The sequence below is a fragment of the Kurthia huakuii LAM0618 genome (assembly GCF_000505545.1).
Taxonomy (GTDB): domain Bacteria; phylum Bacillota; class Bacilli; order Bacillales_A; family Planococcaceae; genus Kurthia; species Kurthia huakuii.
This window is the reverse complement of record NZ_AYTB01000008.1, coordinates 478480-490717: the sequence shown is the minus strand read 5'-3', so window position 1 is coordinate 490717 and position 12238 is coordinate 478480. Positions and strand designations below refer to the sequence as shown.

Genomic DNA, 12238 nt, shown 5'->3' with positions numbered 1-12238 from the left:
TATGACGATTTTAGCGTGGACGATTATTATTTTATTATTTATTACGGCGTTTGTCGGCTTAATTTATCCGATTATTCCAGCGGTTGTGTGTATTTTTGCAGGCTTTATTGTCTACGGTTTATTTTTTAGCTTTGGCGATTTACCGTGGTGGTTCTGGCTTATTGAAATTTTATTGACGGTATTGATCTTTGGCGCAGATGCGATTTCGAATTGGATTGGTGTGAAAAAGTTTGGTGGCACAAATGCAGGGGTATGGGGAAGTACAATTGGTTTGTTAATTGGCCCATTTGTGATTCCATTTGCAGGTATACTAATAGGCCCATTCGTTGGCGCGGTTATTGCTGAATGGATTGTCAGTCGCAAAAATTTTGTGACAAGCTGTAAAATTGGCTTTGGCTCACTCATTGGATTTCTAACATCCGTTGTCACAAAAGGGATTATCCAAGTTGTTATGATTGTTATTTTTGTCATAGCTGTTTAATACTTGAAATTTATTAGGATTTCAGTCAAAAGGCTGAAATATACAGTTTCAGTGAATTTTATTTGAACAACCGGGAAGTTTTTGATAATCTAAGAATGTAAAAATTAATATTTACTTATCTCAAGGAGGAATTTGAATTATGGCTTTTGAATTACCACAATTACCTTACGCGTTTGACGCACTAGAACCACACATTGATGCTCGTACTATGGAAATCCACCATGACAAGCACCACAACACATATGTACAAGGCTTAAACGGCGCTTTAGAAGGCAAAACAGAATTCGACGGTAAATCTGTTGAAGAAATCATTGCTAACTTAGATGCAGTTCCTGAAGCAGTACGTACCGCTGTACGCAACAATGGTGGCGGTCACGCTAACCACTCATTATTCTGGACTTTACTTACTCCAAACGGTAAAGGCGCTCCAGAAGGTGAATTAGCGGCTGCAATCGACGCTAAATTCGGTTCATTCGACGCTTTCAAAGAACAATTTGCTAACGCTGCAAAAACTCGCTTCGGTTCAGGCTGGGCTTGGTTATCAGTTGTTAACGGCGAATTAGAAATTTCTTCTACACCAAACCAAGACTCTCCAATCATGGAAGGTAAAACACCAGTTTTAGGTCTTGATGTTTGGGAACACGCTTACTACTTAAACTACCAAAACGTACGTCCAAACTACATCGCTGCATTCTGGAACGTAGTAGATTGGGATAAAGTAGCAGAACTTTACGCTGCTGCAAAATAATCCATATAAAATGGAACAAAGCACGTACCCTTCACGTCTTGAAGGTGCGTGCTTTTTTTATGGACGAAAAAATGCATGAGCCCAATAAGACACGATGTTTTTTCGCATGAAAAATGATATACTACTTATTGTGAATTGAGTAGAAGGGGGGAATTTGATGCGACGAAAACAAAAAGCGCAAAAGCAACGTGCAGCGAATCCACAAGCAGAACTTCGCGCTAGCCTTGCATTTCGAATGAATGTTCTTTTCTTCTCGATTTTCGTACTATTTTCGGTATTGATTTTACGCCTAGGTTACATGCAAATTGTAAAAGGCGAAGAATATGTAACAGAATTACAAAAAACAGAAGAAGTGACGGTCAATACAAGTGTTCCGCGTGGCCGCATTTATGATCGTAATGGGAAAGTACTTGTAGATAATGAAGCAAAAAATGCCATTACGTATACAAAATATCCCACAACGAAACAAACGGAAATGTTAGAAACGGCTACAAAGCTATCAAAGCTCATAAAAATGGATACATCAAAATTGACCGAACGCGATAAACAAGACTATTGGATTCGTTTAAATCCAGATGCTGCTGCCGCAAAAGTGAGCAAAGAAGAGCGAGCTGCCATTAGTAAAAAAGGTGGCGAAACAGCGAAGATTCAAGCGGAAATCGATACGTTAACACGCGATCGTATTACGAAAAAAGAATTAAAAACATTAACAAAAGACGATTTGAAAACATTAGCGGTTTATAGCAAAATGGTCGCTGGTTATAACTTGTCGCCACAAATTATTAAAAGTGATGGCGTGAGTGATAAAGAGTTTGCGATTGTGTCAGAACGCTTAAATGATTTACCGGGTGTCAATACAACGACGGACTGGGCGCGTAAGAAAAAATCGGATTTAACGATTTTAGGAAAAACGACAACGCCTGAGGAAGGGATCCCGGCAGATAAGTTACAATATTATTTAGCACGCGATTATTCACGAAATGACCGCGTTGGGAAAAGTTACTTAGAACAACAATATGAAGATTTACTACAAGGTAAAAAAGCTGTCGTGAAAAGTGAGACGAATTCACAAGGCCAAGTCGTTGATACAAAAACGATTAAAGAAGGTCAAGCAGGTAAAGATTTAGTCATTTCAATTGATAGTAAATTACAACATGAAACCGATAAAATTGTTGAAAAATACTTATTGAAAACAAAAGCGAATGGTACGGCAGGATTATTAGACCGCGCCTTCCTTGTTATGATGGACCCGCATACCGGAGAAGTATTATCGATGAGTGGTAAAAAACTTGAGGTTATTGACGGGAAACAAAAAGTGACCGATTATTCAATCGGGGCCTTTACGACATCGTATGAAGTAGGTTCGGTCGTGAAACCAGGGACATTATTAACAGGTTATTCATACGGAGCAATTACACCGGGAACTGTCATGGTCGATGCACCGATGAAATTAGGCGGCATGACAAAATCATCATTATTCAATAAAACAGGTTCTATTCCTATTAATGATTTAACAGCACTTCAAAAATCATCAAACGTTTATATGTTTAAAACGGCATTAAAAGTAGCGGGTATCACCTATGGCCAGCAAAGTATTAATGGCGTGACAAGCGATGACTTCCAAAAAATGCGTAATGGTTATGCACGCTTTGGTTTAGGTGTTGAAACAGGCATTGATTTACCAGGTGAATTTACCGGTGTAAAAGGGAATGAAACATTACCGGGTAAATATTTGGATTTATCGATTGGCCAATATGATACGTATACGCCATTACAATTAGCGCAATATGTATCAACAGTAGCCAATGGTGGTGACCGTATTGCACCGCATATTTTAAAAGAAATTCACGAACCATCTGAAGACGGCAAAACATTAGGTCGATTAGATAAAGAAATTGAGCCAACTGTTTTAAACCATACGAATAACACACAATCGGAAATCAATCATGTACATGATGGGATGTCGATGGTTTACAATTCGTCAGGCGGTACGGCAAATAAATTCTTCTCAGATGCAAAATATGAAGCTGCTGGTAAAACAGGGACGGCCGAAGTAATTTATTATGGTCCGAAAAAAGAACGTTATGGCACGTATTCGATTACAGTATCACACGTCGGGTTTGCGCCGAAAAATGATCCGGAAGTCGCGTATGCAGTTATTATGCCATGGATGTCTACAACTGCAGCACACCCAACGCCAAACAACTTGATGGCGCGTGAAGCGGTTGATGCTTATTTCAAATTGAAAAAGCAAGAAACCAAAAAACAAAAACAAACTGTTGGAGAAAAAATTACACGTTAATTTTTTAAAAAGAGGCTGAGATATACGTGTAAAAACACCTTCTCAGATGAGCATAAGAAAAACCGGAATCGCGCTGTGGCGCGATTCCGGTTTTTTGTTGCGAACGCTAAAAAAGGAACAGGAACTGTTTTGTCGCAGCCTCTTTTTTTGCCAAAAATGAATTTACAGTCTATTTACATATCTTTCATATTTCCTTACATAACTCATATATGCCCCTTACAATGCTTCTTTATAGTTAAGAGTGTAAAGAATAACAAACGACATGTGTAGGGGGAAGTAACAATGAAAAAATGGAAGTACCTAATGGTGACATCAATGGCAACATCAGCTTTATTACTAGGCGCGTGCGGAGCTGATCAAAAAGCAGGCAACTCGTCATCAGAAACATCAACAGGAGCAGAAAGTTCTGACGAGCAATTACAAGGTAAAATTGCAGGCGACGGTTCGTCTACAGTATCACCAATCATGGAAGCAATTGTTGAAGAATATTCAGCAACGCAACCAAACGTGCAAGTTGCTGTTGGTGTATCAGGTACAGGTGGTGGTTTCGAGAAATTTATCAATGGCGAAACAGACTTCTCTAATGCCTCTCGTCCAATCAAAGATGAAGAAGCGGCGAAACTAAAAGAAAAAGGCGTTGACTATACAGAGTTTGAAATTGCTTATGACGGGATTTCAATCGTTGTTAACAAAGATAATGACTGGATTGAAGACTTAACGGTGAAGCAATTAGAAGAAATTTGGGTAGATAATGGCAAAAAGAAAAAATGGTCTGATATTAACAAAGACTGGCCAAATGAAGAAATCAAATTCTACTCTCCAGGTACGGATTCAGGTACGTACGATTACTTTGTAAATGATGTATTAGAAGAACAACAACTTGATAAATCAGCAACATTATCTGAAGATGATAACGTACTTGTAACAGGTGTTGAAGCAGATAAAAATGCCATCGGTTACTTTGGTTTTGCCTACTATGAAGCAAACAAAGATAAATTAAAAATTGTTAAAATCGATGGCGTAGAACCAACGCACGACACAATTCAATCAGGCGATTACACACCACTTTCTCGTCCATTATTCGTCTATGCAAACAACAAAGCATTAGAAGATCCAGCGATGTACAACTTCATGGAGTATGCGCTTAACAATGCCGGTGAAATGGCTGAAAGCGTTGGCTATGTAAAATCTCCAGATGATGTCTACGCAGAAGATAAGAAAAAACTAGAAGAATTCAAAAAATAAATCATATAGCAGGTAACGAGACGGTCTGCATTTGCAAACCGTCTTTTCAATAGAAGGGAGTCTTTGAACGTGGTCTCACAAAAACGAGAAAAATCACTCGATGTGCAGCAAATGATTGCGGACAAGAAAAACAAGGGGCTTGGCCGCAAAGCAGAGAAATTAGTACCAACGATTCTCTTTATAACAGCTGCTGTTTCAGTCCTCACGACAATTGGTATTGTATTTACATTAATTTTTGAAACGATCGAATTTTTTAGACGTGTAAGCTTTTGGGAATATATCACAGGTACGGAATGGCTACCATTTGCTGGCGAACCGTCATATGGTATATTGCCACTCGTATTAGGAACGTTAAAAGTAACCGGCATTGCGATTGTCGTAGCAGTACCACTTGGTTTAGCAGTAGCCATTTATTTAAGCGAATTTGCTTCTGATAAAGTGCGCCGCGTTATTAAACCTATTTTAGAAGTATTAGCAGGTGTGCCAACAATTGTTTATGGTTTCTTCGCTTTAACGTTTGTGACGCCGATGCTACAAAAAATATTCCCAAGCTTAGAAATTTTTAATGCGCTAAGTCCGGGGCTAATTATCGGGCTTATGATTTTACCAACGATTGCATCTTTATCAGAAGATGCCTTATCAAGCGTGCCAAATGCGATGCGTGAAGGGGCGCTTGGTTTAGGGTCAACAAAATTAGAAGTAGCGCTGAAAATTATTTTACCAGCCGCGTTATCAGGTGTGTTAGCATCGGTCGTTTTAGCAATGTCTCGTGCGATTGGTGAAACGATGATCGTCTCACTTGCTGGCGGTTCAACACCACTATTCAACTTTGATGTTACCGGCTCAATTCAAACAATGACTGCGTATATCGTTCAAGTGTCAACGGGTGACGCAGGTTATGGTACAACAATTTATTACTCAATTTACGCAGTAGGATTTACATTATTTATCTTCACGTTAATCATGAACTTAATTGCAAGTTGGATTTCGAAAAGATTCAGGGAGGAATACTAAATGGCTTATATCAATCACGAAGTTGTCGAGCGTCAAATGACAAAGCGCCGTACGAAAAATACGGTATTCAAAAACTTATTCCTTGGCGCGACATTGCTTGCATTATTGGCCTTAGTTGTATTGATGTACCGAATGATCACACAAGGTGCGGGCTATTTATCACTAGATTTCCTTCAAAATTTTTCATCGCGTTTCCCTGAAAAAGCAGGTATCTCGGCAGGGTTAGTTGGCTCGCTCGCGATGCTAGCGGTTGTGACGCCGGTGTCATTATTTTTAGGTGTCGGTGCGGCGATTTATTTGGAAGAATATGCTAAGAAAAATAAAGTAACGACATTTATTCAAATGAATATTTCAAACTTAGCAGGCGTGCCATCGATTGTGTTTGGTTTACTTGGTTTAACAATCTTTGTGCGTATGCTCGGCATGGGCAAAAGTATTTTAGCAGCGGGCTTAACGATGAGCTTACTCATTTTACCGGTCATTATCGTAGCCGCACAAGAAGCGGTGCGTTCGGTGCCGGGCAGTTTACGTGAAGCATCGTATGGTATGGGTGCTACGAAATGGCAAACGATTTATAAAGTTGTGTTACCAGCTGCAATTCCAGGTATATTAACAGGAAGTATTTTAGCATTATCACGCGCTATTGGTGAAACAGCACCGCTTGTTGTTATCGGGATTCCGGTTATCGTACAGTTTTTACCAGATGGTATTTTAAGTGAATTTACAGCGTTGCCAATGTTGATCTTTGATTGGGCAAAACGTCCGCAAGAGGAATTCCAATATGTTGCTGCAGCGGGTATTTTAGTGTTAATGATGTTATTAATCTTTATGAATAGTATTGCTGTCTTTATTCGAAATAAATTCCAGAACCGCTATTAAGGGAGGACTTGTCATGGTACAAGCTATCGTACGTGAAGAACAACAAACAAAACAAGAAATGAAAGTGTTACAAAATCAACCGCGTGAAAATGTTTATGAAACGAACAATTTAAATTTATGGTATGGCGACAAACATGCGCTAAAAGATATTAATTTAAATATCCAAGAAAACAATGTAACGGCGATTATCGGTCCATCAGGTTGCGGTAAATCAACGTATTTAAAAACATTAAATCGTATGGTCGAGCTCGTACCAAGCGTGCGTACAACCGGCGAGATTAACTATCGCCAGCGCAATATTTTAGATAAGGGCTATTCGGTCGAAGAACTGCGCACAAAAGTAGGAATGGTGTTCCAAAAGCCAAATCCATTCCCAAAATCAATTTATGATAATATTGCGTACGGACCGCGTATTCATGGTATTAAAAATAAAAAAGTATTAGATCAAATTGTCGAACAGTCATTGCGCGGCGCAGCGATTTGGGACGAGGTGAAAGATCGTCTGCATGACAATGCGTACGGTTTATCAGGCGGACAACAACAACGTATTTGTATCGCGCGTTGTTTAGCTATCGAACCCGATGTTATTTTAATGGATGAACCAACATCAGCACTGGACCCGATTTCAACGTTGAAAGTTGAAGAGTTAGTGCAAGAATTAAAAGAAAATTATTCGATTATTATCGTCACGCACAATATGCAACAAGCAGCGCGTATTTCAGATAAAACCGCGTTCTTCTTAAATGGAGAAGTAATTGAATTTGATGCGACGGATAAAATTTTCTCAAATCCATCAGACAAACGTACAGAAGATTACGTTTCTGGTCGATTTGGTTAGGGGGCAAGCGTAGTGGTCGTTCGTGAAAAGTATGAACAAGAGCTTGCACGCGTGCAACAGCGCCTTGTTGATTTATGTGAATTAGCGATTCATGCCTTCGATCGTTCTGTCGATGTGCTATTAGAAAAAGATGCTGAAAAAGCATGGATGCTCATTGAACAAGATCGTTTTATTAATCGCTTAGAACAGCATATTCAAGATGATGTGCTACTAATTATCGCGAAACAACAGCCGGTAGCTACCGATTTACGTCGCGTTATGGTACTTGTAAAAGCAGCGAGTGAAATGGAGCGTATCGGGGATTATGCTGTAAGTATTGCGAAAGAAACGATTCGTTTAGGCGATGCAGAATTAGTGTTGCCGATTGAAAAAATTGCGCGTATGCGCGTGTTAGCGATTAAAATGCTACGCGATATGTTGCAAGCATTTATTACTGAAGATTTAATGGAAGCGAAAGTGCTTGCAGAAATGGATGACCAAATTGATGAGCTTTACGGTGAAGCATTAACGGAATTATTAGCTGCGACACATTTGCAAGACGGGGCAGAAAGTCAGCTTCAGCAATTATCCTTTGTGTGTAAATATATTGAGCGTGCGGCGGATCATGCAACAAACTTAGCGGAATCGCTGTTCTATTTAGTTAAGGGCAAGCATTATGCGTTTGATTAATTAAAAAAGCAGGAGGCGTCAGTGCTTCCTGCTTTTCGCTATTGAATTAACACACGTAAGATTTCTTCGTAACTCATATTTTTGTTGACGGAGAACGAACCGTTTTGCAATTTGGTCGCTTGTCCTTTATCGATAATATATTGTTCGAATTCACGCGCGTTTGAAATAATACCGGCTTTTTTTAGCGTATCCGTAATTTCAGTTGTCCCCATGCCGGATGCAATGTGCAACGTATAGGTTGGTGTTGAGTTTGTCGTTGGCTTCGTTTCAGTCGTTGGTTTCACTTCAGTTGTTTGTTGTTGCTTTAATTTCTTTTCAAGTTTGTTAATACGTTGTTCAAGCGCTTCGTTTTCTTGCTCAAGTGCGCTTTTTTGTTGTTGCAGTGCTTTTAGCTGCCCAGCAACTGCCGCGTCGTTATCGGTTGTTTGTGTGCTCGCAGCTGTTTGTTGTGTTGGTTGCTCTTTTGTCGTAGCATGGACAATACTTAGTGTAGCGCCGGCAACAAATAGGCCGATACCAAATGCCCGCAGTGAGGATTTCATGATAACTTTCCTCCTGTGGCGATAATTTGTTCAATTTGCGTAGTGGAAAGAGAAGAACGGTCCGCAATTTGTGTAATATTATATCCTTGTTTATGTAACGCTAATACTTGGCTAATTAAAATTTGGTGAATACCGGCAGAAGGCGTTTTTTGTGGCGCCGCCTTTATTGTCGGGGTATCTAATAGCAGTTCTTCTTCAATAACTTTTAAGCGCCGTTTAATTTGAGCGGTTTCATTATACATGGTTACTGCTAAATCTTCACTTTCTTGCTCAACCTTTTTTGAGCGGCCTACAACGAATGACAGCAGTATAATGACGATACCAGCGCCCATTAACATAATCGATAAATCCAAACACAATCACTCCAATATGTATGAGATAGAGCAAATTAACTAAAAAAAGCTAATTATGCTAATTGACTACATTGTAACATAAAAAAAACGAAATACTTGTAGATTTTTTTGACCAATATGATATAATGGGCTAGTCGTATAAATCATGCTCACTAAAAAATATAATGAGTGGGAGGGATAACACCATGCGCGTTAATCTTACATTAGCTTGCACAGAATGTGGTGAACGTAACTACATTTCTAAGAAAAACAAACGTAACAACCCAGAACGTTTAGAACTAAAAAAATATTGCTCTCGTGATAACAAAATGACACTTCACCGTGAAACGAAGTAATCACGCTTCTTGCCAGCCTCATTTGAGACTGGCTTTTTCTATTTAAAGGGGGATAACAATGGAAAAAAAGGTATTACGTAAACAGACGCAACAATTGTTAAAGCAAGTTGACGAAGCGACATATAACAAGCATTCACACGCAATCCACGAACGCTTTTTAGCAATGCAGGCATTGCAGCAAGCACGCGTAGTTGGCTTGACGATTTCAGCGTTTCCAGAAGTAGAAACGCGCGCCTTAATCGAACAGTTATGGGCGCTTGGTAAAAAGGTCGCGATTCCACGTTGTAAGCCGGCAACGCATGAAATGGACTTTTATATTTTCAGCGACTACAACGAGCTAGAAACCGTTTATATGGAGCTTTTAGAGCCTATCCCAGCACAAACGGTCTATGTTACACCGCAAGGTATTGATTTGCTTGTTGTACCAGGCGTTGTATTCGATAAGACCGGGTATCGGATTGGCTACGGCGGCGGCTATTATGACCGCTATTTGCCACATTATAGCGGACAAACAATCGCATTTTGTTTTGAAGAGCAGATGGTTGCAAAAGTACCAAAAGATACGTATGATTACCCTATAGATTGTATTTTGACAGAGCTTGAAGCTATTAATTGTCAGCAGATTCGAAAGGAAGAACAACATGGCTAAACGTGTGATTGACGTTGATCAAATTGAAAATTTACAAGATATCCAACAATATTTAAAGCGCTTTGGAACGTTTATTTATACGAAAAATCGTATTGGCGATCTTCGGATGATGGAAGCGGATATTCGTGAGTTGTATGAAGCGGGTATTTTAGATGTACGAGAATATCAAAAAGCACGCCACATTCTTCGCGCCGAAGAAGTGCGTCTAGAAAAAGAAGGCTATCGCCGATAAGCTGTTTGTATTAACGATTTGCAGTCATGTTGTAAATCGTTAATCGAACAGCTTTTTTTATTTTCAACTACAAGGTGGAAGTTCTGATTTGATGCCGTTATAATGGGGCAAGAGGTGAAAGAAATGTATAATATTCGTAGTTATGTTGTTGGGTTAGTGCAAGAAAACTGTTATTTTATTTCGAATAAAAACAAAGAAACGTTAATTATCGATCCGGGCGACCAAGGACAAGCACTTGTGAAAGAATTGCGGAAAAATAATTTGAAACCGGTAGCAATTTTATTGACACATGCCCATTTTGACCATATTGGTGCTGTTGACGATATACGTGAGGCGTTTAATATTCCGCTGTATGTCCATGAGAAAGAGGCTGCTTGGTTGCAAAATCCAGCGCTCAATGGTTCTGGAAAATACCGTGAAATTCCAGCGGTGACGGTTAATGAGGCAGATGTGCTGCTCTCAAAAGAAGGCAATTTAACAGTTGGACCTTTTTCGTTTGATGTACGCCATACGCCAGGTCATTCACCAGGAAGTGTGTCGTATGTGTTTGAACAACAAGGTTTTGCGATTGTTGGCGATACGTTATTTAAAGGGAGTATTGGTCGCACCGATTTGATTGAAGGCAATATGAATGTCTTAGTACAAGCAATTGACAAGCACTTATTGTCGCTTGATGAGGATACGTTAATTTATCCAGGTCACGGGGAACCAACAACGGTATTTGAAGAGATGGAAAATAATCCATTTTTAAATGGGTTTTAAAAAAACGAAAGGTGTCGCATTGTGCGGCACCTCTTTTTGGGCATAAAAAAAGAGGCGATGGATGCCTCTTCAACTTGGAAGATATGTGCAAATATCTTCATCTAGGGGATGTTTTCTCACCATATAAAATGGGAGGGATAAAGTTAAGCTACGAGTAATAGTATAAGATGATATTAACACTATGTCAACAGTGTTAATTAAAAAAACATTAAAAAAGAAGCTCATGACATAATTGAAATGTCATGAGCTTCTTTTTTAAATCGATTTAAACATCGACGTGGTACGAACAAAACTTACAATCATGGACCATACTTTCAACTTGTGTAAATTCTGTCACATCAAATAACGCTTCAAATTGTCCTTTTAAAAAGGCTTCATGTAAATCACAAATAAAATCGCTATGTTTTGCGATGCCATTATGGAAAGGACAGTTATAAACCGTAAATTTTAATGTCTTGCCAGCTGCTGTATCACGAATAATTGGAATGTAACCAATAAGGGCTGCTGTTTCGGTAATTAAATCAACTTTATGTTCTAGTTGTAAATTATCGAGCGTTAGGCGACGATTTTGTAATGTCTCTTGAATGGAATCCATACCTTTGCGATAACAGATTTTTTTGCCGACTTCGATTGCTTCTGGACCACAGGCACTTAAAATATCAAGAAGCCAATCCATTAGTTGGCGATCGTCTCGGTAAGGGAATGATAAAGCAACGCCATCATCGGTTGCTTTATAAAGACGCCCAGGACGCCCACCTTTTCCGGTTTTTTCAAATTCTGCATTTAATACACCAATATCCGTTAATTTTTTTAAGTGTAAGCGTGCGACATTAGGATGTATGTTGAACACATCAGCAATTTCTTGAACAGAAAAAGCTTCTTTATGTTTGATGATATGTTGGTAAATCGAATATCTCGTTTCATCGGCGAGTGTGCTCGTAATTTTTAAAGGGTCGACCATTGGTATGCACCTCCATTATTGTTAATTTCATTATAGAACAAACGACCTAAATAATCACAGTAATTTTTTAAACGCCTTAAAAATACCTATTATTTTTCAGAAATCCATTAAAAATTCTTGACGTTTTTTAGGCATTATTTGATAAAAAAGCCCGTTTTTTAAAGACGCTTCAAGTGCTATTTTTTTGCATTGTAACTTCGTATACTCAGTATAACAGGAACGAAGGGG

At 39.0% G+C, this 12238-nt stretch carries 15 protein-coding genes; 12 read left to right on the top strand and 3 right to left on the bottom strand.

Translation table 11 applies throughout. The features are described 5' to 3' along the window. The first annotated feature begins 1 nt into the window (after position 1). The 8 genes from V514_RS0106835 (at position 2) to phoU (ending at position 8176) form a co-directional block, all read left to right on the top strand. Positions 2-481, top strand: coding sequence for a DUF456 domain-containing protein (locus tag V514_RS0106835; protein WP_029499177.1), 480 nt, complete (start codon positions 2-4; stop codon positions 479-481). 139 nt (positions 482-620) lie between these two features. After that, positions 621-1229 carry a superoxide dismutase gene (locus V514_RS0106830; RefSeq protein WP_029499176.1) on the top strand — a complete coding sequence of 203 codons (609 nt, stop codon included), beginning with the start codon at positions 621-623 and terminating at the stop codon, positions 1227-1229. 157 nt (positions 1230-1386) lie between these two features. Then, a complete protein-coding gene (locus V514_RS0106825; RefSeq protein ID WP_029499175.1) occupies positions 1387-3531 on the top strand; it encodes a peptidoglycan D,D-transpeptidase FtsI family protein in 2145 nt (714 codons plus the stop codon). 282 nt (positions 3532-3813) lie between these two features. Then, the gene (locus V514_RS0106820; RefSeq protein WP_029499174.1) at positions 3814-4776 is read left to right on the top strand and encodes a PstS family phosphate ABC transporter substrate-binding protein; all 963 of its coding nucleotides are present in this window, start codon (positions 3814-3816) and stop codon (positions 4774-4776) included. Positions 4777-4845: 69 nt separating this feature from the next. Further along, positions 4846-5790, top strand: a complete 945-nt coding sequence (gene pstC, locus V514_RS0106815; protein WP_029499173.1) for a phosphate ABC transporter permease subunit PstC — start codon at positions 4846-4848, stop codon at positions 5788-5790. Next, entirely contained in the window at positions 5791-6669 is an 879-nt protein-coding gene (gene pstA / locus V514_RS0106810; RefSeq protein ID WP_029499172.1) for a phosphate ABC transporter permease PstA, read from the top strand. 58 nt (positions 6670-6727) lie between these two features. Further along, positions 6728-7507 carry a phosphate ABC transporter ATP-binding protein PstB gene (gene pstB / locus V514_RS0106805; RefSeq protein WP_275583116.1) on the top strand — a complete coding sequence of 260 codons (780 nt, stop codon included), beginning with the start codon at positions 6728-6730 and terminating at the stop codon, positions 7505-7507. A 12-nt stretch (positions 7508-7519) separates the two neighbouring features. Beyond that, the gene (gene phoU / locus V514_RS0106800) at positions 7520-8176 is read left to right on the top strand and encodes a phosphate signaling complex protein PhoU (RefSeq protein ID WP_029499168.1); all 657 of its coding nucleotides are present in this window, start codon (positions 7520-7522) and stop codon (positions 8174-8176) included. A gap of 38 nt (positions 8177-8214) precedes the next feature. On the opposite strand, the gene V514_RS0106795 is transcribed toward phoU, so the two are convergent. Both V514_RS0106795 and V514_RS0106790 read right to left on the bottom strand, forming a co-directional pair. Then, positions 8215-8718 carry an endolytic transglycosylase MltG gene (locus tag V514_RS0106795; RefSeq protein WP_029499166.1) on the bottom strand — a complete coding sequence of 168 codons (504 nt, stop codon included), beginning with the start codon at positions 8716-8718 and terminating at the stop codon, positions 8215-8217. Then, positions 8715-9071 (bottom strand): helix-turn-helix domain-containing protein, encoded by a 357-nt coding sequence (locus V514_RS0106790; RefSeq protein ID WP_029499164.1) that lies wholly within the window; start codon positions 9069-9071, stop codon positions 8715-8717. Before V514_RS0106790 ends, V514_RS0106795 begins: the two co-directional genes overlap by 4 nt. A gap of 185 nt (positions 9072-9256) precedes the next feature. On the opposite strand from V514_RS0106790, the gene rpmG reads away from it, so the two are divergent. The 4 genes from rpmG to V514_RS0106770 all read left to right on the top strand — a co-directional run bounded on the left by rpmG (position 9257) and on the right by V514_RS0106770 (position 11049). Next, on the top strand, positions 9257-9406 hold the full coding sequence (gene rpmG, locus V514_RS0106785; RefSeq protein WP_029499162.1) for a 50S ribosomal protein L33: 150 nt from the start codon (positions 9257-9259) through the stop codon (positions 9404-9406). Between the two features lie 58 nt (positions 9407-9464). Beyond that, entirely contained in the window at positions 9465-10055 is a 591-nt protein-coding gene (locus tag V514_RS0106780; RefSeq protein WP_029499159.1) for a 5-formyltetrahydrofolate cyclo-ligase, read from the top strand. Then, complete coding sequence (locus V514_RS0106775; RefSeq protein ID WP_051392436.1) at positions 10048-10287, top strand: YqgQ family protein; 240 nt, start codon at positions 10048-10050, stop codon at positions 10285-10287. The genes V514_RS0106780 and V514_RS0106775 overlap by 8 nt, the downstream gene beginning before the upstream one ends. Before the next feature lie 123 nt (positions 10288-10410). Beyond that, positions 10411-11049 (top strand): MBL fold metallo-hydrolase, encoded by a 639-nt coding sequence (locus V514_RS0106770; protein ID WP_029499156.1) that lies wholly within the window; start codon positions 10411-10413, stop codon positions 11047-11049. 265 nt (positions 11050-11314) lie between these two features. Here the strand turns inward: V514_RS0106770 and V514_RS0106765 are convergent, their stop codons facing one another. Beyond that, on the bottom strand, positions 11315-12010 hold the full coding sequence (locus V514_RS0106765; RefSeq protein ID WP_029499154.1) for a helix-turn-helix transcriptional regulator: 696 nt from the start codon (positions 12008-12010) through the stop codon (positions 11315-11317). Between the last annotated feature and the right edge of the window lie 228 nt (positions 12011-12238).